Source organism: Streptomyces sp. NPDC050388 (assembly GCF_040655635.1).
Classification (GTDB): Bacteria; Actinomycetota; Actinomycetes; order Streptomycetales; family Streptomycetaceae; genus Streptomyces.
Window position 1 is genome coordinate 1 of the sequence record NZ_JBFAKH010000012.1, and the last position, 24,494, is coordinate 24,494.

The 24,494-nt window shown below is 72.1% G+C and carries 23 protein-coding genes and 2 pseudogenes; 12 read left to right on the forward strand and 13 right to left on the reverse strand.

The genetic code is table 11. The features are described 5' to 3' along the window. The first annotated feature begins 293 nt into the window (after window positions 1-293). Window positions 294-893: a hypothetical protein gene (locus AB0I73_RS09105; protein ID WP_363035319.1), complete on the forward strand. Its 600-nt coding sequence runs from the start codon at window positions 294-296 to the stop codon at window positions 891-893. A 26-nt stretch (window positions 894-919) separates the two neighbouring features. On the opposite strand, the gene AB0I73_RS09110 is transcribed toward AB0I73_RS09105, so the two are convergent. Then, window positions 920-1,159 carry a hypothetical protein gene (locus tag AB0I73_RS09110; protein WP_363035321.1) on the reverse strand — a complete coding sequence of 80 codons (240 nt, stop codon included), beginning with the start codon at window positions 1,157-1,159 and terminating at the stop codon, window positions 920-922. 60 nt (window positions 1,160-1,219) lie between these two features. Here AB0I73_RS09110 and map point away from each other — a divergent pair, with 60 nt between their 5' ends. The 3 genes and pseudogenes from map (at window position 1,220) to AB0I73_RS09125 (ending at window position 4,078) form a co-directional block, all read left to right on the forward strand. Then, complete coding sequence (map, locus tag AB0I73_RS09115; RefSeq protein WP_363035323.1) at window positions 1,220-2,077, forward strand: type I methionyl aminopeptidase; 858 nt, start codon at window positions 1,220-1,222, stop codon at window positions 2,075-2,077. Between the two features lie 141 nt (window positions 2,078-2,218). Then, window positions 2,219-2,815, forward strand: a pseudogene (locus AB0I73_RS09120) (biliverdin-producing heme oxygenase); the annotation flags it as partial. A gap of 345 nt (window positions 2,816-3,160) precedes the next feature. Beyond that, on the forward strand, window positions 3,161-4,078 hold the full coding sequence (locus AB0I73_RS09125) for an aminoglycoside phosphotransferase family protein (protein WP_363035325.1): 918 nt from the start codon (window positions 3,161-3,163) through the stop codon (window positions 4,076-4,078). Window positions 4,079-4,885: 807 nt separating this feature from the next. Here AB0I73_RS09125 and AB0I73_RS09130 read toward each other — a convergent pair. Continuing rightward, window positions 4,886-5,938: an RNA-guided endonuclease TnpB family protein gene (locus AB0I73_RS09130; RefSeq protein ID WP_363035327.1), complete on the reverse strand. Its 1,053-nt coding sequence runs from the start codon at window positions 5,936-5,938 to the stop codon at window positions 4,886-4,888. A gap of 91 nt (window positions 5,939-6,029) precedes the next feature. On the opposite strand from AB0I73_RS09130, the gene AB0I73_RS09135 reads away from it, so the two are divergent. Further along, window positions 6,030-6,782, forward strand: a complete 753-nt coding sequence (locus tag AB0I73_RS09135; protein WP_363035329.1) for a hypothetical protein — start codon at window positions 6,030-6,032, stop codon at window positions 6,780-6,782. Window positions 6,783-6,983: 201 nt separating this feature from the next. After that, window positions 6,984-7,697, forward strand: coding sequence for an alpha/beta fold hydrolase (locus AB0I73_RS09140; RefSeq protein ID WP_363035331.1), 714 nt, complete (start codon window positions 6,984-6,986; stop codon window positions 7,695-7,697). A gap of 167 nt (window positions 7,698-7,864) precedes the next feature. Here AB0I73_RS09140 and AB0I73_RS09145 read toward each other — a convergent pair. Both AB0I73_RS09145 and AB0I73_RS09150 read right to left on the reverse strand, forming a co-directional pair. Next, a pseudogene (locus AB0I73_RS09145) lies at window positions 7,865-8,335 on the reverse strand (DNA-binding protein); the annotation flags it as partial. Between the two features lie 46 nt (window positions 8,336-8,381). Next, window positions 8,382-8,600 (reverse strand): hypothetical protein, encoded by a 219-nt coding sequence (locus AB0I73_RS09150; protein WP_363035333.1) that lies wholly within the window; start codon window positions 8,598-8,600, stop codon window positions 8,382-8,384. A gap of 666 nt (window positions 8,601-9,266) precedes the next feature. Between AB0I73_RS09150 and AB0I73_RS09155 the strand changes: the two genes are divergently transcribed. After that, window positions 9,267-10,418 carry a serine hydrolase domain-containing protein gene (locus AB0I73_RS09155; protein ID WP_363035335.1) on the forward strand — a complete coding sequence of 384 codons (1,152 nt, stop codon included), beginning with the start codon at window positions 9,267-9,269 and terminating at the stop codon, window positions 10,416-10,418. A gap of 65 nt (window positions 10,419-10,483) precedes the next feature. On the opposite strand, the gene AB0I73_RS09160 is transcribed toward AB0I73_RS09155, so the two are convergent. Both AB0I73_RS09160 and AB0I73_RS09165 read right to left on the reverse strand, forming a co-directional pair. Beyond that, on the reverse strand, window positions 10,484-10,843 hold the full coding sequence (locus AB0I73_RS09160) for a hypothetical protein (protein ID WP_363035337.1): 360 nt from the start codon (window positions 10,841-10,843) through the stop codon (window positions 10,484-10,486). A gap of 119 nt (window positions 10,844-10,962) precedes the next feature. Continuing rightward, window positions 10,963-12,105, reverse strand: a complete 1,143-nt coding sequence (locus tag AB0I73_RS09165; RefSeq protein WP_363035339.1) for an ROK family protein — start codon at window positions 12,103-12,105, stop codon at window positions 10,963-10,965. Window positions 12,106-12,195: 90 nt separating this feature from the next. On the opposite strand from AB0I73_RS09165, the gene AB0I73_RS09170 reads away from it, so the two are divergent. Next, window positions 12,196-13,497, forward strand: coding sequence for a DUF1479 domain-containing protein (locus tag AB0I73_RS09170; protein ID WP_363035341.1), 1,302 nt, complete (start codon window positions 12,196-12,198; stop codon window positions 13,495-13,497). Window positions 13,498-13,845: 348 nt separating this feature from the next. Further along, complete coding sequence (locus AB0I73_RS09175; RefSeq protein ID WP_363035342.1) at window positions 13,846-15,270, forward strand: sugar porter family MFS transporter; 1,425 nt, start codon at window positions 13,846-13,848, stop codon at window positions 15,268-15,270. Window positions 15,271-15,278: 8 nt separating this feature from the next. Here the strand turns inward: AB0I73_RS09175 and AB0I73_RS09180 are convergent, their stop codons facing one another. Continuing rightward, window positions 15,279-15,923, reverse strand: a complete 645-nt coding sequence (locus AB0I73_RS09180) for a PhzF family phenazine biosynthesis protein (protein ID WP_363035343.1) — start codon at window positions 15,921-15,923, stop codon at window positions 15,279-15,281. A 193-nt stretch (window positions 15,924-16,116) separates the two neighbouring features. On the opposite strand from AB0I73_RS09180, the gene AB0I73_RS09185 reads away from it, so the two are divergent. Next, window positions 16,117-17,115, forward strand: a complete 999-nt coding sequence (locus AB0I73_RS09185) for a hypothetical protein (RefSeq protein WP_363035345.1) — start codon at window positions 16,117-16,119, stop codon at window positions 17,113-17,115. A 60-nt stretch (window positions 17,116-17,175) separates the two neighbouring features. On the opposite strand, the gene AB0I73_RS09190 is transcribed toward AB0I73_RS09185, so the two are convergent. Together AB0I73_RS09190 and AB0I73_RS09195 are read right to left on the reverse strand one after the other, a co-directional pair. Next, window positions 17,176-17,913, reverse strand: coding sequence for a bifunctional DNA primase/polymerase (locus AB0I73_RS09190; protein ID WP_363035347.1), 738 nt, complete (start codon window positions 17,911-17,913; stop codon window positions 17,176-17,178). 196 nt (window positions 17,914-18,109) lie between these two features. After that, window positions 18,110-18,745: a TetR/AcrR family transcriptional regulator gene (locus AB0I73_RS09195; protein ID WP_363035349.1), complete on the reverse strand. Its 636-nt coding sequence runs from the start codon at window positions 18,743-18,745 to the stop codon at window positions 18,110-18,112. A gap of 120 nt (window positions 18,746-18,865) precedes the next feature. On the opposite strand from AB0I73_RS09195, the gene AB0I73_RS09200 reads away from it, so the two are divergent. Further along, window positions 18,866-19,111, forward strand: a complete 246-nt coding sequence (locus AB0I73_RS09200) for a DUF6243 family protein (RefSeq protein ID WP_363035351.1) — start codon at window positions 18,866-18,868, stop codon at window positions 19,109-19,111. Here the strand turns inward: AB0I73_RS09200 and AB0I73_RS09205 are convergent. The 3 genes from AB0I73_RS09205 to AB0I73_RS09215 are packed head-to-tail and all read right to left on the reverse strand — an operon-like array spanning window position 19,108 to window position 22,686. Continuing rightward, window positions 19,108-20,145: a small ribosomal subunit Rsm22 family protein gene (locus AB0I73_RS09205; RefSeq protein WP_363035353.1), complete on the reverse strand. Its 1,038-nt coding sequence runs from the start codon at window positions 20,143-20,145 to the stop codon at window positions 19,108-19,110. The two genes, AB0I73_RS09200 and AB0I73_RS09205, sit on opposite strands and share 4 nt — an antisense overlap. Before the next feature lie 34 nt (window positions 20,146-20,179). Then, on the reverse strand, window positions 20,180-21,313 hold the full coding sequence (locus AB0I73_RS09210; RefSeq protein ID WP_363035548.1) for a serine hydrolase domain-containing protein: 1,134 nt from the start codon (window positions 21,311-21,313) through the stop codon (window positions 20,180-20,182). Further along, window positions 21,310-22,686, reverse strand: a complete 1,377-nt coding sequence (locus tag AB0I73_RS09215; RefSeq protein WP_363035355.1) for a multidrug effflux MFS transporter — start codon at window positions 22,684-22,686, stop codon at window positions 21,310-21,312. Before AB0I73_RS09215 ends, AB0I73_RS09210 begins: the two co-directional genes overlap by 4 nt. Window positions 22,687-22,826: 140 nt before the next feature. Between AB0I73_RS09215 and AB0I73_RS09220 the strand changes: the two genes are divergently transcribed. Next, window positions 22,827-23,828: a Gfo/Idh/MocA family oxidoreductase gene (locus tag AB0I73_RS09220; RefSeq protein WP_363035357.1), complete on the forward strand. Its 1,002-nt coding sequence runs from the start codon at window positions 22,827-22,829 to the stop codon at window positions 23,826-23,828. A gap of 253 nt (window positions 23,829-24,081) precedes the next feature. On the opposite strand, the gene AB0I73_RS09225 is transcribed toward AB0I73_RS09220, so the two are convergent. Continuing rightward, window positions 24,082-24,405 (reverse strand): nuclear transport factor 2 family protein, encoded by a 324-nt coding sequence (locus tag AB0I73_RS09225; protein WP_363035359.1) that lies wholly within the window; start codon window positions 24,403-24,405, stop codon window positions 24,082-24,084. Between the last annotated feature and the right edge of the window lie 89 nt (window positions 24,406-24,494).

Sequence of the window (24,494 nt, forward strand, 5' to 3'; positions counted from 1 at the left end):
GTGGGCGAGGCCCTTGCCCTGCGGTCCGGTGCCGCCGAGCACGCCGACGACGAGCCCGGAGACGTCGGGCAGGTCCCAGGGGTCCTTGGCGGGGGCCTTCGCGGGGGCGTTCCCGGGCTGCTGAGCGCTGTCGCTGGGGATACTGGAAGTCATGGCCTGACTCTATGTGCGCGGCGGCGCCGTTTCCGGCCGAGTGAGCCCCGTCACTCCGCCGTCCGCCGTTTCCCCCGGGCCGGTGAATCCGCGGCGAACCCCGGGACGCGGCGGCCCGGCCGGGGGCAGGATGCGGCGCCATGGACGCCGTACGGGTCGCGCTGCTGCGCGAAGTGCTCGCCGGGACCGAGTGGCTGGGGGCCACCCGGCGGTTCGCGGGGACGCTGCGGGCCTCGGTGGTGTCGCACGGGGGCGGGCTGCTGATCGTGGGCACCCCGGAGTACGAGCCGTGGCACCTGGCGGCGCATCTGGTGGACGAGGCAGCCTGGTCGGGCACGCCGGAACTGGCCCCGACGCTCGTACGGCACGGCGCGCGCCCCTCGGATCCCGCGCATCTCGCGGTGGGCCTGGGGCGGCTGGAGGCGGCGCGGCGGGGCGAGACGCTGCTGGTGGTGGCGCCCGAGGAGCCCACGGCCCCGCTGCTGGAGCGGGTGTCCGACGCCCGCCGGGCCGGTGCGACGCTGCTTTCTCTCGGCGCCGGCGACGGTGAGCTTCCGGCGCTGGCCCACGAGACGCTGGCCGTCCCCGAGGGCGCCGAGCTGGACCTGGACACCGTGCAGCACCTGGTCAGCGCGGCGGCCGGGGAGAACGCGCTGCCGCCGCGGGGCCGCCGCGGCTTCCGGGACCGGCTGTCCCGGCTGGCGGACCTCCTGACGGCCCCGCCCCCGGCCCGCTGGTAGCAGGAGCGCTCCCGCCCCGCCCGTGCTCAGTCCCCGCGACCGCCCTCGGGGCCGCCCTCGGGGGCGTCGTGCCACTTGGGGTCGTTCTCCCACTGGAGGTCGCGCTCACGCGCCGTCGCCATGGCGTGCTCGGCCTCGGTGCGGCTGGTGTAGGGACCGAAGCGGTCCTTGGCGGGACACTCCGGGCCCTCCTCGACCTTCTGGTGCTCCAGGCAGTAGAACCACTCGCCCGGCTTCCCGACCGTCCGCTTCTTGAACAGGGGCATGACCGGCTCCTTTCGTCACGGAAGATGGTCCCCCGCGGCCGCTCAATTAGACTCGCCGCCATGTCTGGCCAGTCGCTGCTCATCCCAGGGGAGCTGTCTCCCACCCGTTCCGTACCCGGAAACATCCGTCGCCCCGAGTACGTCGGAAAGCCCGCTCCCACGCCGTACACCGGTCCGGAGGTGCAGACCCCCGAGACCGTCGAGGCGATGCGGACCGCCGGGCGGATCGCGGCGCGGGCGATGGCGGAGGCCGCCAAGCACATCGCGCCCGGCGTGACCACCGACGAGCTGGACCGGGTGGCGCACGAGTACATGTGCGACCACGGCGCCTACCCGTCGACGCTCGGCTACCGGGGTTTCCCCAAGTCGCTGTGCTCCTCGGTCAACGAGGTGATCTGCCACGGCATCCCGGACTCGACGGTGCTGCGCGACGGCGACATCGTCAACCTGGACGTGACGGCGTACATCGGCGGGGTGCACGGCGACAACAACGCGACGTACCTGGTCGGCGACGTGGACGAGGAGAGCCGGCTGCTGGTGGAGCGCACCCGTGAGGCGCTGAACCGGGCGATCAAGGCGGTCAAGCCGGGACGGCAGATCAACATCATCGGCCGGGTCATCGAGTCGTACGCCAAGCGTTTCGGCTACGGCGTGGTGCGGGACTTCACCGGCCACGGCATCAACACCTCGTTCCACTCCGGCCTGATCGTCCCGCACTACGACAGCCCGCACGCGACGACGGTCATCCAGCCCGGGATGACGTTCACGATCGAGCCGATGCTGACCCTGGGGACCCACGAGTACGACATGTGGGACGACGGCTGGACGGTCGTGACGAAGGACCGCAGGCGAACGGCCCAGTTCGAGCACACCCTGGTGGTCACGGACACGGGCGCGGACATCCTGACCCTGCCCTAGCCCCACCGACCAGCCCTCGGCCTCGAAGCCCGCCCTCCTCGGAGGGCGGGCTTCCGTCGTTCCGCAACGGGGCGGGGGATGCCGACGAGCTGTCGGCAAGCCATTGACTTAGGTAAGCCTAACCGTAAAAGATCTGGGCTCATGGACTCCTCCTCGACCTCCTCGGCCTCCTCGGCTTTCTCGACCCTCCTCCGCACCGCCTCCCACGAGCAGCACCTGGAGGCGGAGACCTCGACCTTCATGAGCGACCTGCTCGGCGGCCGACTGGGCATGGACGCGTACGCCCGCTACACCGAACAGCTGCGGTTCGTGTACGAGGCACTGGAGTCGGGCGCGCGGCAACTGGCGTCGGACCCGGTGGCCGGCCCCTTCATCCGCCCGGAGCTGCTGCGCCTGCCCTCCCTGGAGCAGGACCTGGCCCACCTGCGCGGCCCGGACTGGCGCTCGAACCTGAGCGCCCTGCCCGCCACCCGGGCCTACGCCGACCGGGTCGCCGAGTGCGCCCGGGACTGACCGGCCGGCTACATCGCCCACCACCACACCCGCTACCTCGGCGACCTCTCCGGCGGCCAGATCATCCGCGACAAGGCGGAACGCACCTGGGGCTTCCCGAAGAAGGGCGACGGCGTCCGCTTCTACGTCTTCGAGGGCATCTCGAACCCCGCCGCCTTCAAGCGTGAGTACCGCGAACTGCTGGACGGAGTCCGCGCGGACGACCTGGAGAAGCAGCGCGTCATTCGCCTCCAGCCGCAGCGGCCCTTCCCCCGTGGAGTGTGCGATGCGCGCCCCGATCTGCCGATCACTCGGCACCGGCACACGCAGCGCGTTGGTCACCAGTTCGGAGAGCACCAACTCGGCATCATCCAGAACCTCTTGGATGATCCCCCAGCCCCCGAGTGCCGCATGCAGCATCGCCCACGCCGTCCCCGCCCTGGCCCCCGTACGCGACAGCAAGGCCCTCAACGGACCAGTCATCCCCTCCGGCCGTGCCGCCTGGGCGCTTTCGTCACGCACCTGGGCTGACGTCGACCGGGCAAGGAACGCAGGATCAGAGCGAGGCCGCTCCCGACTACCGTTTCCCCCATGACAGCCGCTGCGAGGGACATCACCGAGGACCTGATCCGGGATCTGCTGCGCGAGCAGCAACCCGACTTGGCGGACCTTCCCCTGAAGCTCGGAGCGCTCGGCTGGGACAACCAGGTGTGGCGGCTCGGCGACGACCTCGCCGTCCGGTTGCCCTGGGCGACACAGTCCGCGGACGCGCTGCTGCGCAAGGAACACACCTGGCTGCCCCTCCTCGCCCCGCACCTTCCGCTGCAGATCCCCGTTCCGCAGCGCCTCGGTGAGCCCTCCGAGCGGTTCCCGCGGCCCTGGCTCGTCACCACCTGGGTGCCGGGCGAGCCCGCCGACCGTGCCCCCGCCACGCGCCCCGCGGAGGCGGCCGTGGCCTTGGCCGGCTTCCTGACCGCCCTCCACCGCCCCGCCCCCGACGGGGCGCCCGCCGGCCGGGACCGCGGTGGCCCGCTGGCCGACACCGCCGAACACTTCACGCAATCGCTCGCCTCAGCCACCGAGCTGGGGCTGGTGCGCGACCCGGACGCCGTCCGCGCCGTCTGGGAAGACGCCGCCGCCGCGCCCGACTGGGCGGGCCCACGTCTCTGGCTCCACGGCGACCTGCACCCGGCCAACATCCTGACCTCGTACGGCACTTTCTGCGGCGTGATCGACTTCGGCGACCTCTTCGCCGGCGACCCGGCCTGCGACCTGGCCGCCGCCTGGATCCTGCTGCCGGACGGCGCCGCCGACCTCTTCCACCAGGCCTACCGGCCAAGTCCGGACGCCGCGACCCTGCGCCGCGCCCGCGGCTGGGCGGTGCTGCGCGCCCTCGTCGGCATCCACATCGGGGACGCCGGCGTCCACGGCCGTCCCGGAGGCAAGCCCACCTGGGGCCCACCCGCCCACGCCGCACTGCAACGCCTCACCGCAACGGCCCACCAGTGACCAAGCACTCCGACAGGAGGGCAAAAGGCAAGCTCGGGGATCGAGGATCCGAGGAGTGCGGAGTGGCTCGGCCGGATGCGGCCCCGTCCGTGCGCGATGCCGGGGCAGGTGCCCGCGCCCCGGGGAGGACACACCACCCCAAAACCGTGAACACTTCGGCCGCCACTGTCCTGATGCCGCTCGTTTGAGCGCTTAAGTGACACCTGCCCGCCGACTGCTCACGGTTTTCAGCAAGGCACCCGTCCCCGGCCCCGCAGCGTCGGGACCACGGAGATCCCTCACACCACCCGGCGGGACGCGCCCACGGCGCGCCGCAGCGACCATCGTCTTCCAGGGAGGTACCGCCTACAGTCGGCGGCCCGGCGGGGTTTGCGAACCGGCGATGTGCCTCTTGAGCGCCGCGAACTCGTTCGCCCCTTCCACCGGTCGACAGGCGCCGGTCTCCGGGGCGACGAGGACGGGCCGGTTACCGCCGACGCGGATCTGACGCCCGCCCTCGTCCCTCGCGGTGGGGTACCGGATGAAGCCGAACCTGCCCGTGACGACCGGGGTTGCCCACAGGAGCCCCTACGAGAACGGGCACCGGCCCGGCGCGCACCTCCATACTCGGCGAGGTACGCTGGCAGGTGCGTCATCAGCCATCCCGTCAGCAGTTCCCAGTGCCGGACGGAGCCTCAACTCCGGGCGTGACGGATCTTCAACCGTCCGAATCCCACGCTCCCGGAGATTCGGATCTTCGGCCCGCCGGGGCAGGAAGGGCGCCGGGCCTTTTGACATCCTCGCCCGGTGAACGGGGGCGATTCCCGCCTACCGCGCCGTTGAAGGCCGCGGTGTCGGGTGGGTTCCCGCTTCGCCGCGCGGTGCCGGGACGAGTCCCGGTCTCACCTGCGCTCCACGGGCTGACACGGCCAGTCCGGCCGCCTTGGCGACGTTGACCGCCGCGTTCACATCCCGGTCCAGGACCGCCCCGCACGCCCCGCACGTCCACACGCGGACGTGCAGAGGCTTGGGGCCGTCCTGCACGCCGCACTGCGAGCACACCTGCGAGGTGGGCTCAAAGCGGCCGATCCGGACGAAGGTGCGCCCGTACCGGGCTGCCTTGCACTCCAGCATGGCCACGAACGCCGACCAGCCGGCGTCGTGCACGGACTCGGCCAGGCGCGTGCGGGCGAGTCCCTTCACCGCCAGGTCCTCCACGGCGATCGCTTGGTTCTCGCGGATCAGCTTCGTGGAGAGCCGGTGGTGGAACTCGCGGCGCGCGTCCGCGACCCGGGCGTGCGCCCGTGCGACGCGGACCCTGGCCTTGTCCCGGTCCTTGCTGCCCTTTTCCTTGCGGGAGAGGGCGCGCTGCGCCTTCTTCAGCCGTTTCTCGGCCCGGCGCAAAAAGCGCGGACTGTCGATCTTCGTGCCGTCGGAGAGGACGGCGAAGTGCCCGAGGCCGAGGTCGATGCCCAGCTCGGGCGTCGTCTCCGGCAGCACCTCGTGCGGGCCGGTCTCCACGACGAAGGACGCGAAGTACCGGCCCGCGCTGTCCTTCATCACCGTCACCGTGGACGGCGTCGACGGCAGCGTGCGGGACCACCTCACCGTGAGGTCGCCGATCTTCGGCAGGCGCAGCTTCCCACCCGCCGTGACGGACCAGCGGGCGTTCGCGGTGAAGCGGACGGCTTGCCGGGTGTCCTTCCGCGACTTGTACCGGGGCGCACCCATCCGCGGGCGCTTGCCCTTCAGGCCGCCGAAGGTCGCCGTGTCCAGGCTGGTGAACTCCCTCAGGGGCGTGTCCTCGCGCCGTCTGCGGCTGGGGGCACCTCGACCAAAGGCCGGGGGAGATTTCCCCGGCCTCGTTTCCCCGAACTCCATTGCAGAGATGAGTACTTGCACTCATCCCTGCACGGGCTCCCTGGTCCACCGTGGAGAACACCCGGCTTGGACCGACCTGAAGGAACCCGCGATGCCGAATGACTCCCGTCCGCGCAGCCTCCCGCACCGGCTCCTCGTACTCGCCACGGGCAACTGGCTCGCCAGGAGCTATCTGACTGTCTTCGCCCTCTCCCTCCTGGTCATGTTCCTCTTCCCGGAGAGCGGCTTCGCCCTGGGCTTTCTGCTGCTCACGGCGCCTCTCTCCTTTCTGGCCATGGCCCTGCCCTTCGGTCCGGGCACCGAGGGCAGCGGGGTGGTCGAGGTACTGGCCATCGGCTTCTGGGCCGTATGGTTCCTTCTGTGCGCCTTCGTGAACGCCGCCGTGCTCGGCGCCCTCCTCCGGAGATCCGCGACCTCCGCATCAACCGGCTTCCGCAGGCCCTTCCCCCGTATCTCGGGTCTCCCGGAACGGGAGGGAACGGGCACGGCGCACCCCGTGCCCCCTCGTCTGCACAGGACGCGGGCCCTGCTGGCTCCCGCGGTGGACAACTGGCTCGCGCGGGGGTATCTCGCCATGGTCGCGGCGTCGCTGGGGTTCTTCCTCGGTGCCGCGTACCTGCTGCCGGATCCGGGGTTCGCCGGGATCTGGCCGATCATGACCACGGCGCCGCTCAGCATCGTCGCCCTTCTGGTGGCGTCCCCCGTCGAGTGGGCCTCCTCCCTCGCCTGGCTGAGTCCGTTGGTCTTCTCCGCCGGTGCGGCCCTGTCCGGACTGTTCAACGCCGTACTGCTCGGCCGGCTCGCACGCACGCTGCGGGCACGGGAGACGCGCCCGGCCGCCTGATCGAACTCTCGGAGCGCACACCGCAGAGCCCGAAGACGGGCCGTGCGAAGTGACCGGCAGGCCCCTCCAACCAACGACGTGGTCGGCTGTTCACGATCGGGGCTGCCGTGCGGTCGAGGATCCGGGACACCGGCCGCAGTGCTGGTTCGGCCGCTGGTGAACGCCGGTCCTCCAGCAGGCCCTTCCTCATGTCCTCCGGGCATGGTTGATCACCGCTCGGTCGACGTGGGAGGGATCCGGCTGGCCTACCAGGTGTCGGGTCCGCAGGATGCTCCGCCGCTCGTCCTGGTCCACGCGCTGGGCGAGGACGCCACCGACTGGGATCAGGTGGTGCCCGCCTTTGCCCGCAGTCGACGGGTGTACGCCCTCGACCTGCGCGGGCACGGCCGAAGCGACTGGCCGGGGGACTACTCGCTCGAACTCATGCGGGCCGATGTGCTGCAGTTCCTGGATGCGCTGGGACTGAACCGCGTGGACCTGATCGGGCATTCCCTGGGCGGGATCGTGGCCTACCTGCTCGCACAGGACCATCCGCAGCGGGTGAGCCGACTCGTCCTGGAGGACGTGCCGGTCCCCCGTCCCCGGGAACCGAATACCCCGACCAGGCCGGACGGCGACCTGACCTTCGACTGGGCGATGGTGCCGGCCGTCAGGCCGCAGCTCGACCAGCCCGATCCCGGGTGGCTGGAGCGACTCAGCCGGATCACCGCCGAGACCCTCGTGGTGGCCGGCGGCCCACGCAGCCATGTACCTCAGGACGGCATCGCCGAGTTGGCCCGCCGCATCCCCGGCGGGCGCATGGTCACCATCCCGGTCGGACACCTGATCCATCACGCGGCGCCGGAGGCGTTCACAGAGGTGGTTGCGACGTTCCTGCCCGCGGAGGAGGACGTCCGCCCTGCTCGCCGGCCATGAGCGCGCATCTCGGCAGTCTGATGAGGAGTCGGCCGGACCATGGCAGACGCGACGCGCGTCCGTGCTGCGTGACCGCCGCAGTGGGCGCCGTCGACGGCAGACCGGGGCAGCCTTGCTCTTCGAACGTCGGTGCCCCCGAGGCACTGGCCTTCCTCAGCAGCCGTGACGCGGCCGACCAGGCGTTCGTAGCGCTGTCTGGCTGCTTGAGGAGTGCCGAGCCCGAGGCCAAAGGCGATCTCTTGCCACGTCATGCCGCGGCCGCGTGCCATCTGGATGAGTCCGGTTTCCAGTTCGGCCATGTCCCCGCGAACCAGCGGGACGAGGCTCAATGCAGCAGTGATGTCGGCGTGGTCCACCTCCGGCTCACCGTCGTCGAGCTGTACGGCCCCACTGAGCAGGAACGACACGAGTCTGACGGCCTCGTGCGGTCCGATGACCGAGGGATGAACCTGTCGGTGGCGTTGCTCGTCGGTGGTCGCGTGCCGCTCGGCGATGCGCAACAGGGACGCGTAGACGCGGTGTGCTCGCGCCTGCTCCGGCTGTGGGGGCGTCCACGCCACGTGAGCCGAGGAGTCGCTCGAACACCGTCGTGGCGTCCGCTCCTTGGACGTGCGTGCGTTCCGTGCGGGTGGTGCCATCCGGCCGGCGAGCGGGTGAATGGCACCACGGTTGTCCGCCGACCGGCTACTTGGCCGCCTCGAGAGCGGCCAGTGCCTGCGCCCACCGGACGTACTTCAATTCGGCCAGGTCCGCGACGGTCTTGACTCCGAACGCCTCCTGGAGCAGCTCGCCGTCGCGATCGGAGACTCCCTTCAGCGCTGCCACCGGGGCGGCGAGTATCTCCGGCAGGCTCTTGTCCGCCCACGCCTTGTCCAGCACCTTGTCCAGATCGATCGAAGCCATGTGTGTCGTCTCCAGGGGTGCACGACCCGGACCTCGCCCGGGCCTGTTTCTACAAACGCGTAGAAGCATAGAGTCGTCCCGGCAGGCAAGGAGCGCGCTCCGGACAGCCTCGCCGGGAAAGGCCGAAATACGCTCCTGAGCTGGCCAAAGGCCACTGCCCGCCGGCCCCGACGGGCCCCTTCGGGACACAGTCCCCGACCGTCCCGCCCAGCACTTCCTGAGCCCAGCACGCGCGGGGTGGTGCCGGAGCGGTCGCCGTTCACGCTCTCGGGCGCCCAGTTCGGCATCACCTTGTGCACACGGGGCCTCAGTTCGGTGTCCGAGCCCGCGATCTCCCACCGACCGGATTCCCTGAGTCGGTGGACGGAACGACCGCACACCTCGATGTGGAGAGCACGGCCAAGGGCGTTCTCCATGCGGAGATCGTCGCGGACCACGCGCAGTCGCAGTGGTGCTGAGGGCACGGACTCCCTGAGGGGTGTGCCGCTTCCCTCCGTGCCGTCCCTTGGTGGGGACGAGGCTCCCAGCCTTAGGGGAGACCCCGAGAACCGGGCCCGGAAGATGAGGGGTTGGTCTCCTCTGCATGCAGGATCTCGGCGGCGTACGTGATCACCAGGATGGGGTTCGTCGGAAGCGCACCCCTCTGGGAAGCAGGAGCACCCGTTCATGAATGCCCATGGCCATGTCCGTATCGCCGTTTCCTCCGCGTTGTTAGCCGGTCTGGTTTTCGGTCCCGTTGCCGGAGCGACCGCCGCCCCGCCCGTCGGAACGGCTTCCGCGGTGGCGGTGCCGAACTCCGAAGGGCCCGACGTCGCCGCCCTGGAGAAGGCCCTCACCGGGATCCCCGACGGGGACATCTCTGCCGCCCTTGTCCGGGTGGGAGGCAAGGGCAGTTGGACGGGGGTCGCCGGGGTGCGGGACCTGCGGACCGGGGCACCGGCTCTGGAGCACGCGCGGTTCCGGGCCGGGTCGACGACCAAGGTGGTCACCGCGGCGCTGGTGCTCCAACTCGTCGCGGAGGGGCGGGTGGAGCTCGACGCACCCGTCACCCGGTATCTGCCCGGCCTGCTGCCGGACTCCTTCACCGAACCGCCGACCGTACGGCACCTGCTCACGTACACCAGCGGCCTGCGGCCCGGCGCGAACCTCGGGTCGACCACCGAGGAGATGTACCCCCACCGGTTCCGGACCCTCAGCCCCGAGCGGGTGGTGGCCACCGCGGTCGCGAAGGGGCCGGCGTTCGACCCCGGGGAGCGGCAGGTGTACCAGAACATCGACTACACCGTGCTCGGTCTGCTGATCGAGAAGGTGACGGGCGACCGTTACGAGCACCGGGCCGAGGCGCGGATCTTCCGTCCGCTGGGCATGCGGCACACGAGCTTCCCGGTCGGGCCGGACCCGCGTGTCCACGGCCCGCACCACCGGGCCTACACGGACATCGGCGGCCGGACCACCGACGTGACGGAGTGGAACATGTCCGACCGCTGGGCGGTCGGCAACATGATCTCCACCACCGCCGATCTGGAGCGGTTCCTGGTGGCCCTGTTCCGGGGCCGGGTGGTGCCGCAGCCGCTTCTGGACCAGATGCTCACCGTCCCCGACGCCGAGGGCGCGACCTACGGCATGGCGTTGGAGCGCTTCGTCCACAACGGGACGGAGATCTGGGGCAAGACGGGGTCCCGGCCCGGCTACCACACGGTGCTGGCCGCGACTCGTGACCTGTCCCGGACGGTGGTGTACTCGGTGAACGCCAAGAGCGCCCGGGAGGACGGCTTCCCGCTCATCGCACGGTTCGCCCTGCCCGCCTTCAACCGCTAGACCTGTCCGTCCCCCCGGGGGGGCCGGGGCCGGGGCCGCACCATACAGGTGCGGCGAAGTGTCCCTCAGCCTTCCCGAGGTTCGACCGAACCGGCCCTCCGGGCGACTGAATCCTTGCGGGCCGAGAGCAGGAACAGGACTACAGCGACGGCCATGAAGCCCATGCCCACGTACGTGCAGGTCATGACCGTGTCGATGGAGGCGTCGGCGATCCGGGGGATGCCATTGGCGAGCATGCAGGCGTAGACACCCAGCATGCCGTAGGCGCGAAGCCGCATCCCGGCCTGTCGCTCCCGCATCCACGGCGGCGTCCACCCTGCCAGTATCGCCACCGACAACGGCACCGCGAGCACCGTGGCCACTGCCAACGCTGTCCAGTGGTACAGGGGATTGCCGTTCACCCCGCCCCCTTCGTAGATGGTCACCAACCTACGGGAGGCCGGCGTGACCTGTCCATGTCGAACATCGCGAGTTTCAGGGGAACTCGGCCGGTCGGAGCACCAGCGGCGTCGCGGGTGGGCGCTGGACGTCCGGACGCTTCGGGTCAGGCGGACGGTTCCGGGCGGGGGGTGGTGATGATGGCGGTGCGCAGGGCCTCCACGGCTCGGGTGCGGGCGCCGGCGAGTTCGGGTTCGGGGACCTGGGCCGCGGCGACCGGGACGCTGCGGGGCAGTCCGGCGAAGTGGTCGCGGATCGCCTCGGCGATGCCCGGCTCGGCGCCCCAGGTACCCCCCAGGACGATCAGTCGGGGGTCGGCCAGGGCGACCGCCGCCGCCAGCACGCCGCCCACCGCACGGGCCAGCGCGCCGCGGGTCCGCCGCGCCGTCGCGGAGTCTCCGAGGGCGGCCGCGCGCAGGGCGTCGACGTCGATGGCGGTGGACTCGGCGCGGCGCAGGCCGAGTTCGGCGAAGACCTCGATGAGCGGCAGCGCCGTGCCCCGGGGGCCGGCGGTGAAAAGGTGGGCGATCTCGCCGGCCAACCCGTGGTGTCCGCGGCGGACTTCCGCGTCGGTGACCACCGCGCAGCCCAGTCCCTCGCCGAGGTGGACGTAAACGAAGTCGTCGACGCCGAGGGCGCATCCGGTGGCGCGCTCGGCGCGGGCGGCCCAGTTGATGTCGTTGTCGACCAGCACCGTCCCGTCCACCGCACCGGCCAGCACCGCCGCCGGGTCCAGGTCCCCCACCAGGAACGGGGCGTCCGGCAGATGCACCAGGCGTCCGGTGACGCGGTCGACCGGATCGGCCGCGCTGACCACGGCCGTACGCAGTGGGCCGTGCACCCGGGGCCGGACCAGCGCGACCGCTTCGGTCAGGGCCTGTGCGGTCGCGTGCGGGCCCGGGGCGCGGCCCAGGCCGACCTCGGCGCGGGCGGTGGCGGTGCCGAAGGCGTCGACCGTCTCCGCGACGACGCCTTCGGGGCTGATGCTCGCCACCAGGGCCGCCCCGGTGTCCGCGGCCAGCGAGTAGTAGGTGCCGACCCGGCCGCGGCCGGTGGTGCGCTCGCCCGTGTCGGCGAGCAGACCGGCCTCGCTCAGCCGCCGCACGCTGTCGGAGACCGTCGGCTTGGAGATCCCGGTCCGGGCGGCGATCTCCGCGCGGGTCAGGCGCCCTTCCTCCATCAGCGCGCGCAGCACGTTCTCGTCGGTCAGCGCGCGCAGCATTTCGAGTGACGGCTTGGCCAGTGACATGCCGAGGATTTTAGTCAGGACTCTTGCCCAAACGTGGGCGGGCGGTTAGGTTGCCGTCTAGTAAGGAGTCCTGACCAAAGGAGCCGAGCAATGACGCTGGCAACCGAGACGCGGCAGGCCGGTCTCCCCGCCCTGCCGCACTGGGAGACCACCCCCGACGACCTGGCCGCCGCCATCCGCGAGATCAAGCCCGCGCTGCGCGCCCGCATCGAGGCCTCCGGACGCACCGTCGAGGAGGTCTTCGCCGTCGTCGAGGAGCGCGTCCGCGCCCGTCTGGCCGAGATCCAGGCGGACAAGGAGCGCGGCGAGACCGTGTGGCCGGTCATCGACTACGCGGACATCGCGAACGGCACCGTCACCCCGGAGCAGCTCGACAAGCTCCGCCGCCGCGGCTGCCTCGTCGTCCGCGGCCACTTCGAGCGCGACCAGGCCCTCGCCTGGGACGCCTCGATCGTGGACTACGTGGAGCGCAACGAGTTCTTCGAGAACTACCGGGGCCCCGGCGACGACTTCTTCGGCAGCGTCGGCTCCAAGCCGGAGATCTACCCCATCTACTGGTCGCAGGCCCAGATGGAGGCCCGCCAGAGCGACCGGATGGCCAACGTCCAGTCCTTCCTCAACTCCCTGTGGAAGCACGAGTCCGAGGGCGTGCAGTGGTTCGACCCGGACCGCGACGCGCTGTACCCCGACCGCATCCGCCGCCGTCCCCCGGGCACCGACTCGGGCGGGCTCGGCACCCACCTCGACCCCGGCACCCTCGACCTGTGGATGACGCAGGCCTACCAGCAGGCCTTCCGCCACCTGTTCGACGGCAGCGTCGAGGAGTACGACCCCTGGGACGCCGCCCACCGCACGGCCGGCCCCCAGTACCCCGGCTCCACCATGTGCTCGGCGTTCCGCACCTTCCAGGGCTGGACCGCCCTGTCGGACATGGACCACGACCAGGGCGTCCTGCACACCGTCCCGATCCCCGAGGCCATGGCGTACCTCATGCTGCGGCCGCTGCTCCCGGACGTCCCGGACGACGACATGTGCGGGGTGACCACCAACCAGGTCTTCCCCGCCGACGAGAAGTGGCACCCGCTCCTCATGGAGGCCCTCACCGGCATCCCCGACGTCAAGGCGGGCGACTCCGTCTGGTGGCACTGCGACATGATCCACAGCGTCGCGCCGATCACCGACCAGAAGGGCTGGGGCAACGTCATGTACATCCCCGCCGCCCCCTGGTGCCCCCGCAACGAGGAGTACTCGGCGAAGGTCCGCGAGGCGTTCCTGACCGGCTCCAGCCCCAGTGACTTCCCCGAGGAGCACTACGAGCGCACCTGGACCGACCGCTTCGACGTCGGCCGGCTCAACGAGACGGGCCGACGCGGCCTGGGCCTCGACGACTGACGGACCCGCCCCCGCGCACCGGGTCGGCGCCGTGACCTCTCGGCTGGCACGACCCGGTGTGACTCCACGTGACACGGACGGACGACGCCCGACCCTCCGCAGCCCGGTCCTTCCCGGGCGGCGGGCGGGCCGGGTGCCGTCCGGGCTCGGGCCTGCTCAAGCGCCCCGACCGACCGGTCGACCGCCCTGCTTCCCACGTCCGGAAGCCGGGCCCCCCTTCTCTTCCGAACCGAGCGCCGCCCTCCGCGGTGCGTGCACCCGCCGCGGCGCTCCCCGTCCTTGCTTCCCGCGTCTCGCTCCCCACCCGAGGCGGACGGCAGCGACACACATCACCACAGGAGTCCGTAGGTGACGAGCACAGCACAACAACCTGCCGCCGGGGGCCTCGAGGCCCGGCCGGACCGGCTGCGTCACGTCGTCTTCGTCGCGGCGTCCGCCGCCATGGGCGGCTTCCTCTTCGGCTACGACAGCGCCGTGATCAACGGTGCCGTCGAGGGCATCAGGGGACGGTTCGACGTCGGCGCCGCCACGCTCGGCGCCGTCATCGCCATCGCCCTGCTCGGCGCGGCCGCCGGCGCCATGCTCGCGGGACGGCTCGCCGACCGCCTCGGCCGCCTCCGGGTGATGCAGCTGGCCGCCCTGCTCTTCCTGGCCAGCAGCATCGGCTCGATGCTGCCGTTCACGGCATGGGACCTGTCCTTCTGGCGCATCGTGGGCGGCGTGGCCATCGGCATGGCCTCCGTGATCGGCCCGACGTACATCGCCGAGGTCGCGCCCACCGAGTACCGCGGCCGGCTCGTCTCCTTCCAGCAGGCCGCCGTCGTGCTGGGCATCGCCGTCTCCCAGCTGGTCAACTGGATGGTGCTCTCCCTCGCCGACGGGGATCAGCGCGGCAGCCTGCTGGGCCTGGAGGCGTGGCAGGTCATGCTCGGCATCGCGGCCGTCCCCGCGCTGGTCTACGGTCTGCTGGCGCTGCGCATCCCGGAGTCGCCGCGCTACCTGATCTCGGTCGGCAGGACCGACGAGGCCAAGGACGTGCTGCGCACCCTCGAGGGGGCGCAGGTGGATCTCGACGCCCGGGTGGCCGAGATCGAGCAGGCCGCGCGCAGCGACAAGGCACCGCGGTTCAAGGACCTCCGCGGCCGTTTCGGCCTGTTGCCGATCGTCTGGGTCGGCGTCGGCCTGTCGGTCTTCCAGCAGTTCGTCGGCATCAACGTGATCTTCTACTACAGCTCCTCGCTGTGGCAGTCGGTGGGCATCGACCCGTCGAGCTCGTTCTTCTACTCGTTCACCACCTCGGTCATCAACATCGTGGGCACGGTGATCGCGATGGTGCTCATCGACCGGGTCGGCCGCAAGCCGCTGGCCGCGATCGGTTCCGCCGGCATGGCGGTCTCCCTCGCGGCCGTCGCCTGGGCCTTCTCCCACAAGACCGGAACGGGCGACGACATCTCGCTGCCCGACACCCAGGCCGCCGTCGCACTGGTCGCCGCCCACACCTTCGTCCTCTTCTTCGCCATGTCGCTGGGCGTGGCGGCCTGGGTGCTGCTCGGCGAGATGTTCCCCGGCCGCATCCGCGCGGCCGCGCTCGGCGTCGCCGCCTGCGCGCAGTGGGTCGCCAACTGGCTGGTCACCGCGACGTTCCCGACCATGGCGGAGTGGAACCTGTCCGGTTCGTACGTGATCTACGCGATCTTCGCCACGCTGGCGGTCCCGTTCATCCTCAAGTGGGTGCCGGAGACCAAGGGCAGGACGCTGGAGGAGATGGGCTGAGCGCAGGCTCAGTGCTCCAGGAGCACCCGGCCGCCGATCTCGGTCCAGCCGTGCGGCTGCGGCGCGGTCAGGATCTGGGAGCCCGCGCCCTGAGTGATGTTCAGGGCGCGGCCCAGCCGGTCGGTGAGCAGGAGGGCGGCGGCGCCGGTCGCCTCGTCCTCGTCGATGAAGTCGTCCCGGCCGGGGAAAGCGCGGGCGCGGATGCGGCCCGCCGCCTCGTCCTCCCAGGCCCAGGCGTAGAGCCACTCCCCCTTCGGGGGTACCGCCAGGTCGTCGACCTCGGCGGCGGTGGCGTACTGGCGCAGGGTGCGCGGCGGCGCCCACTCCGCGCGCGCCTCGATCCAGCAGAACTCCCCGTCCTGCCGGGCGCCCACCACCCCTGCCGGGGTGACGAGTTCGGGTACGTCGAGCAGCCAGGCCGCGCCGACGCACGGGTGGCCGGCGAAGGGCAGGCGCAGGGTCGGGGTGTAGATGTCGATCACCCCGCGCTCGGGGTCGTCGACGAACACGGTCTCGCTGAAGCCGAGTTTCGCGGCGAACTCCTGCCGGTCGCTCCGCTCGGGCATCACGGACCCGTCGCGGACGACACCGAGTTCATTGCCGTACCCGCCCCGGGGGCCGCAGAAGACGCGCACCACGTCGTAATCAGTCACCGGGGCATTCAAGCATCGCGGAGGCGCGGTACCGGTCCTCCCCACCAGGGACGGCTGACGTCGGCGGGCCCCGGCCCGACTGCTTCCCGCTCCGGCTCGGTCACGGTGTGGCCGCTGTATACCGTCCGCATGTTCGCGCCGTCCCTCGTCCCGGTAGGGTTCGCCTCCGGGAAGGGGAAGGTGAAGGAACCGGATGTGCAGGGATCTCGGCCTTCGAAGGCTCCGCGGGTTCGACCGGAGCGCGCTGCTCGCGGCATCGGTGACCGCTCTGTCGTTGACGGCGAGCGGCTGCGTGGTGGTGCACGGCGAGCGCGAGGTGCTTCCGGCCACCACCCGCGCCGAAGCCGCGCAGGCGCTCCAGGAGTTCACGGTCGCTTACAACAAGGCCGATGAGGCGTACGACAGTTCCCTGGACGCCGAGTACACCACCGGCGCGCTCGGCGACATCGACAAGGCGCGGCTGACGGCCGGGAAGGCCAACAACCCGGACGGCAACCCCGGGCACTCGCCGCTGAAGCTGACGGACGCGAAGTTCACCATCCCCAAGAAGGCCGGCTGGCCCCGCTGGTTCCTCGCGGACGCGGCGGCCAACAAGGGCGGCGACGTGCGCTGGCTGCTGGTGTTCACCCGCAGCGGTCTCGAGGAGACCTGGGAGGCGGCGTATCTGACGCTGGTGGCCCCGGACGACATACCCGAGTTCCCGCTGGACAAGGACGGCTGGGCCGAGGCCGTCCCCGCGAACGCCACCGATCTCGCCGTACCGCCCGGCGAGTTGAGCGCGACCTACGCGACGTACCTGAAGGACGGGAAGGGCGGCGGTGCCGCCTTCGCCGAGGGCCCGCACACCAGCGCGTGGCGGGCGCTGCGCACCAAGCAGTCGGCGCGGCCGGGACTGGCCACGCAGTACATCGACGAGCCGCTGACGAACGGCGACTACGCGCCCCTGGCGCTGCGCACCGAGGACGGCGGGGCGCTGGTGTTCTTCACCACGCGCCACTACGAGAAGCAGACCGCCGCGGACGGGGCGTCCGTGCCGACCCCGAACAAGGACGTGCTGGCGCTGACCACGGGTGAGATCCGGCAGACCCTGACGATGGAGTTCGTCTCCAACGAGGTGGCCCTGGCCCCGGGCGACGGCCCGGTGGAGATCCTGGGGCGGATCCAGGGGCTGACGTCGGCGAAGGGCGAGTAGGGCCGGGGCCGCACGGTCCGAACACCCCGAACAACCCGAACAACCCCGAACAACAGGGCCTTATCGACGCAGGGGCCAGGTCGTGGCCGCCTGGTCGGGGTGCTCGACCGCGTGGCGGGCGCAGGCGTCGGTGAGGTACTCCAGCAGGCTCAGCGGGTCGGGCAGCGGATGCTCCGGACCGCGTACCCAGTGCACCGACCGGTTGTCGTCACCGGGCAGCCGCGCGGGCGGTACCAGGACGTAGGAGCCGCGGCAGTGCCAGCGCAGGCCGGGGTGCTCGTCCATGGTCTCGGGGTGGCAGTCTAGCTCGCACGGCCACCACTCGTCCTCATCCTCGGGGGTGCCCCGGGTGAGGGTGAAGAACAGTGTGCGGCCGTCGTCGCTCTCCGCGACGGGCCCGACCTCGACCCCTGCCGCCAGCAGGCGCTCCAACGCCTCGCGACCGGCGTTCAGGGGCACGTCGAGTACGTCGTGCACCATGCCGGTCGCGGTGATGAAGTTGGCCTGCGGCTGGTGGCGGGCCCAGCGCTCGATCTGGGCGCGGTCGGTGGTGGACTGCGTCTGCCAGGCGAACGACACCGGGTGCCGGGCGGGGGTGGGACAGCCGACGCGGTCGCACGAACATCGGTATCCGGCGGCGGGGTGGGCGGCGGGCGCGAGCGGCAGTCCCGCCTCGGCGGCGGCGAGCAGCAGTTCCTCACGGCCGCCTTCGTCGGCGGCCGGTTCCGGGCGGCGGCCGCGCAGCCACCGGGAGAGTTTGCCCTGCCTGCCGGTCCTGCCGCCGAACTCCGCGCTCATCTAACTCCTCGCCTCGCCGTCGTGCCCCTCAGCATGCCCTATGGTCCCACCATCGTGCGCATCGGGGGGCCGGAGCCCACAATAGGCGCACCTGGGACAAGCGGTGCGCGGACCGGACGAGGGGCGCCCCGGGGGGCGAAAGGTACACCCCGGGGGCACGCCGGTGCGACCGGGGAGACACCGCGGGCGACCCCGGTCAGCGGGGGGCGAGGCCGTACAGGGCGTAGTCGACGAGGGTGTCGGTGTACTCGTGGGTGATCGGCCCCGTGTACTGCAGCCAGCGCTGGGCGAGCGGGGAGACGAAGAGTTCCAGGGCGATGCGCGGGTCGATGCCGGCGCGGACCTCTCCGGCCTCCTGCGCGGAGCGCAGTCGGTCGACGTACAGCTGGAGCGACGGCTCCAGCAGCTGGGCGACGAACCTCCGGCCGAGCTCCTCGTTGACGACGCCCTCGGCGGCCAGCGCGCGGGACGGCGCCTCGAACGCCGGGTCGCGCAGCTCGTCGACCGTGGCCCGCAGGACGAGTTTGAGGTCGGCGGCGAGGTCCCCGGTGTCCGGGATCACGTACCTCTCGCCACCCTCCGACTCCTGTCCGGCGGTGCGGGCGGCCTGCTCGCTCAGGTCGAGGAACGCCTCCAGCAGGACGTCCGCCTTCGACGGCCACCACCGGTAGATCGTCTGCTTGCCGACGCCGGCGCGGGCGGCGATGCCCTCGATGGTGGTCTTCGGGTAGCCGACCTCCACGACCAGGGCGATGGCCGCGTCGTAGATGGCGCGGCGGGAGCGCTCACTGCGGCGGGTGGAGTCGGGGGGTGCGGGGTTGTTCGTGGCCATGGGTCGAATTTATCAGGTTGACAAGACGCCGCGTCTCGCCTGACAGTGAGGGAGACCGGACCGAGACGATACGTCTCGTCACCTGCGTCCGCAGAGGGCGCTCACCGGAAGGAGACCACCATGTCCCGAGGCGGATCCGGAAACATGCTGGGCGTCGGCGGTACCCGGAAGCACCTCGGCCGCGCGGCCCTGCGCGGCGGGGGGCGCGACGGACGCGTCGGGGGCCGCCTCGACCCCCGGGCCCAGAAACGCGAGCTGCTGCGCAAGCTCCAGGAGCAACGGGAGGAGCAGCAGAAGCAGCGGGAGGACCGGGAGGACCAGGAGGGCCAGGACGAAGGGGACGCCGGGCAGGAAGGCCGGCCCTAGCTCCCGCCGTCAGTCCCGTCGTCGCCGGCCGCCGGCGGCCAGGGGTCGCCCCAGGACGTGTCCCTCGCCGCCCGGTACAGGTCGCCGTGGCGCTTGGTCACGGTGGTGCGGCTCAGGGCCGGGTCCCTCTCGCAGAGGTCGAGGAGGACCTGGCCCTTGCGGATCTGCGGCTTGCGGACGACACGGGCGGCGGCCGGGGCGGCGGGCAGGCGGGTGGCGGCGACGTAGCTGAACTTCTCGTCCTCGTAGGGCAGGGAGCCGCCCTTGACCTGGCGGTGCAGTGAGGAACGGCTGACCCGGGCCGCGAAGTGGCACCAGTCCGTGCCGGGGACGATGGGGCAGGCGAGGCTGTGCGGGCAGGGGGCGGCGACCCGGAAGCCGGCCGACACCAGCCGGTCGCGGGCCTCGATGACCCGGGTGTAGCCGTCGGGGGTGCCGGGTTCGACGATCACGACGGCCTGCGCGGCGCCGGCTGCGGCGTCGACGAGGGCGGCGCGGTCGGCGGCGGTCAGTTCGTTGAGGACGTAGGAGACGGTGACGAGGTCGGTGCGCTCGAGGGTGAGCTCCGTGCCGATCCGGGAGCGGTGCCAGCGGGCGTCCTCGAGGGCGGGGTTCGCGACGGCGAGTTCCCGGCCGAGTGCTAGTGCGGGTTCGGCCCAGTCGAGGACGGTCACCGGCCGCTCCCCGTCCCAGGTGGCGCTCACCGCCCAGGCGGCGGCGCCGGTGCCGCCGCCGATGTCGACGTGGTCGCCGGGCGTCCACCCGGGTACGGCGTCCGCGAACGCCGCCAGCGCCGACCGCACGGCCTCGAACGTGGCCGGCATGCGGTACGCGGCGTAGGCGGCGACGTCCGCGCGGTCCCGCAGGATGGGCGCCCCGGTCGGGGTGGCGCCCCGGTAGGCGGCGATCAGCCGCTCGACGGCCTGCGCGGCCCGCCGCGGCGGGAGCCCGTCGAGCAGTCCGGCGAGCGCGCCGCGCAGGACGTCGGCGGGAGAAGCGGGAGAGACCGGAGAGGCGGCAGCGGGGTCGTTCACCTGGAAATTCTATGGCGCGGACCGGCCGCCGGATTCACCTCCCCCGGACCGCGCGGGCCACCCGCGTGGCCGCACGCGCGCGGGGGCCGTTGGCCGGAGCCGTGGGGCGGCGGGGGTGGACCGTGTTGGCGAGCAGGACGAGGTAGGTGCCCGTGGCGCGGTCGAGGACCAGGGACGTGCCCGTGAAGCCGGTGTGACCCGCTGCTCCGCGGCCCGCGAGCTCCCCCATGAACCACGGCTGGTCCACGGCGAAGCCCAGGCCCGGCGGGGCGAGGAGCAGGTCCACGAAGTCGGGGCCGAGGATGCGGGCGGGGCCGTGGGCGCCGCCCGCCAGCAGGGCACGGCAGAAGACCGCCAGGTCGCGGCCGGTGGAGAAGAGGCCGGCGTGGCCCGCGACCCCGCCGAGCGCCCAGGCGTTCTCGTCGTGCACCTCGCCGCGCAGCATCCCCCGGTCCGCCTTGGCCCACGGCCGCCGCTGGTCCTCGGTGGCCGCCGCGCCCGGACACGGGCCGAAGTCCGTGGCGGTCATGCCGAGCGGCCGGGTGATGCCGTCGTGGACGAGCGTGTCGAGCGTACGGCCGGTGAGGCGTTCCAGGACGTGCTGGAGCAGCAGCATGTTCAGGTCGGAGTAGCGGTACGCGCCGGGCGCCGCGACCGGCCGCTCGGCGCGCAGCAGGGCGAGCCGTTCCGCGTCGTCGGCGCAGTCGTACAGGGGGAGTTCGGGGCGCAGCCCGGAAGTGTGGGTGAGCAGGTGCCGGACGGTGATGCCGTGCCGGACGGCCGCGGGGAAGTCCGGCAGGTACGCGCCCACGCGGGCGTCGATGCCCAGGGTGCTCCGCTCGATCTGCTGCACGGCGGCCACCGAGGTGAACAGTTTGGTCAGGGACGCCAGGTCGAAGGGGGTGTCCACGGTCATCGGCACCCGGTCGTCCGGCGGCAGTTCCACCGCGGTGCCCGTGTGTTCGTCGTACGCCGCGTAGCGCACGGCCCAGCCCGCCGCCTCCTGCACGGCGAGCACCGGGCCGCGGCCGACGGCCACGACGGCGCCCGCCGCCCAGGGGCGTTCCCCGGTGGTGCCGTCGTGCACCTCGCGGACGAGGGCGCGGAGTTCGCGGGGGTCGAGCCCGGCCCGTTCGGGGGTGCCGTGGCGCAGTCTCGGGGCGCTCAGAAGCCCTCACCCTCCGCACTCGCCCGCCCCTGCCAGGGGCGGCACAGGCCCGTGAAGCAGGCCAGCGCCGCCAGGGCGGCGACCAACTGGACGACGGCCATCGGGACGGCGGTGTCCTCCCCGGCGATCCCGACCAGCGGGGAGGCGATCGCGCCGACGAGGAAGGACGTCGTGCCGAGCAGGGCCGAGGCGGCACCTGCGGCCTGCCGGATACGCATCAGGGCGAGGGTCTGGGTGTTGGGCATGGTGATGCCCATCGCGGACATCAGCACGAACAGCGCGGCGGCCACGGGCACCAGCCCGACCTCGCCGAACACACCCAGCGACATCAGCAGCAGCGCGACCGCGGCGACGACCACGACGCAGAGCCCGAAACCGAGCACCCGGTCCAGCCGGACCCGGCCGACCAGCACCTTGCCGTTGATCTGCCCCATGATCATCAGACCGATCGAGTTGAGCCCGAACAGCAGGCTGAACGTCTGCGGGGAGGCCCCGTAGATCTCCTGGACGACGAACGGGGAGGCCGCGATGTAGGCGAAGAGGGAGGCGAAGGCGAATCCTCCGGTGAGCATGTAGCCGGTGAAGACCCGGTCGGCGAGCAGCCGGCGCATCGAGCCGAGGGCCGCGCCGAAGCCGCCGCCGTGGCGGTCGGCGGGGGCCAGCGTCTCCGGCAGCTTCACCCAGACCAGGGCCGCCAGCAGCACCCCGAGGACGGCGAGGACGACGAACACGCCCCGCCAGTCCGTCACCCGCAGGACCTGCCCTCCGATGAGCGGTGCCACGATCGGCGCCAGGCCGGAGATCAGCATGAGGTTCGAGAAGAAGCGGGCCATGGCCACGCCGTCGTACAGGTCGCGGACCACCGCCCGCGCGATGACGATGGCGGCCGCGCCCGCGAGGCCCTGCAACAGCCGGAAGACGACGAGGAGTCCGACGGTCGGCGCCAACGCGCACAGCACGGTGGCGACGACGTAGACCGCGAGGCCGATGAGCAGTGGACGGCGGCGTCCCCACCGGTCGCTCATCGGGCCGACCACCAGCTGCCCGAGCGCCATGCCGGCCAGACAGGTGGTGAGCGTGAGCTGGACGGTGGCGGCGGACGCCTGCAGGGACCGGGTGACCTCCGGAAGAGCGGGGAGGTACATGTCCGTCGCCAGCGGGGGTGTGGCGGTCAGACCGCCCAGGAGGAAGGTCACCAGCAGGCCGGTGCGGCCGGCGGTCGCGCGGAGCGGCGTCGCCGCGCTCGCAGTCGGACGCGCCGCCTGCTTCGTCGCCAGGTTCGCCACCGAGTTTGTCGCCGATTCTTCCGTTGAGTCCGTTTTCGCCGTCGAGTTCGCCGTCGGATTCGATATGGACGCCCCGCCCTCGGGCATGTGGCCCCTCCCTTTCCGCGCAATCGGCTCCCTATGCTCTCAGCTCGTACGGAGTGCTCGGCGTCGACGACGATGCCATGGGAGCGCTTCCACGGATTTCCGCGGCCGATGTGCCGACGACACGAGCAGGGGTGGGGCGGATGACGGGGCGGAACGTGCGCTGGGGAATCCTGGCGACCGGCGGGATCGCCGCGAGGTTCGCGGCGGATCTGGCCGATCTGCCGGACGCGGAGATCCTGGCGGTCGCCTCCCGGTCGGCGGAGTCGGCGCGGGCGTTCGCCGACCGGTTCGGGATCGGGCGGGCGTACGGCGACTGGGAGTCGCTCGCTCGGGACGAGGAGGTCGACGTCGTCTACGTCGCCACTCCGCACTCGGCGCACCGGGCGGCGGCCGGACTGTGCCTGGAGGCCGGGCGGAACGTGCTGTGCGAGAAGCCGTTCACGCTCAACGCGCGCGAGGCCGGGGAACTGGTCACCATGGCGCGCGACCGGGGGCTTTTCCTGATGGAGGCCATGTGGATGTACTGCCATCCCATGGTGCGGCGGCTGAAGTCACTGGTCGACGACGGCGCGATCGGCGAAGTCCGCACCGTGCGGGCCGACTTCGGGCTGGCGGGGAACTTCCCGGCCTCGCACCGGCTGCGGGACCCCGCACTGGGCGGGGGCGCGCTGCTGGACCTCGGCGTGTATCCGGTGTCGTTCGCGCAACTGCTGCTCGGGGAGCCGTCGGACGTCGTGGCGAGGGCGACGCTCTCCGAGGAGAAGGTCGACCTCCAGACGGGCGCGCTGCTCTCCTGGGACGACGGCGCCCTCGCGTCGGTGCACTGCTCCCTCGTCGGCGGCACGGAGACCTCGGCGTCGATCACCGGTTCCGAGGGCCGGATCGACATCCCGTACGGCTTCTTCTTCCCGGACGGGTTCGTGCTGCACCGGGAGGGCCGGGAGGCCGAGAAGTTCACGGCCGACCCGGCGGACGGGCGCCGCGACACGCTCGGCCACGAGGCCGCCGAGGTGATGCGGGCCCTGCGGGCCGGTGAGACGGAGTCCCCGCTCGTCCCGCTGGACGGCACGCTCGCCGTGATGCGGACGCTCGACGCGATCCGCGACCGTATCGGCGTCCGCTACCCGGGGGACGCCGCGTGAACCCCGCCTCGCCGACGGCCCGTCGGGCGGAACCCCGCTCTCCTTGATCCACACAAGCGGAATACGAACATCCGCGGCATTGAGGCCGGTGGCGGACATATGCTCAACTCTCCTGCACCAAAGCTTCACACGTGAAGCAGCAGGCTTCCGCAGGCCACTTTCAGGGGGAGGGCAGCCGTTCCACCGCACCGGCAGGGGGCGGCCCCGCGTGGGGCCGCGGGGCACGCGCCGGTGGGTGGAACGGCTGCCGTGATCAGGCTCGGCCGGTCGCGGAGCGGCTGATCCCGTCGTCGTCGGCGGTGAGGCTCCAGCGGGTGCGCGTCTCGCCCCGGGTGTCGTTCCGGTAGCGGACCAGGAGGCTGCGTCCGCCGTCGGACCCGTCGTCGACGTCCATGGGGCCGTGGGAGGAGAAGACCTCCCGGTCGACCCAGTCGGCGGGATCGCGGTCGCTGCCGTCGTCCGCCATGGTCGCCCCGGGCGCGAGCAGGGCCGTGGAGCCCTCCTGGTCATGGTCGTCGACCGGGGTGACGAAGGCGCGTACGGCGGGGTCGCCGAGACGGGAGGTCCGGATCGTCACGCCTGTCGGCGTCCTGCCGGCCGGCGGCCACCGCCCCCCGCCGCCACCCGAACGGCGGGCGGCGGCGGGCCGGGCGGGACGCCGGGGTG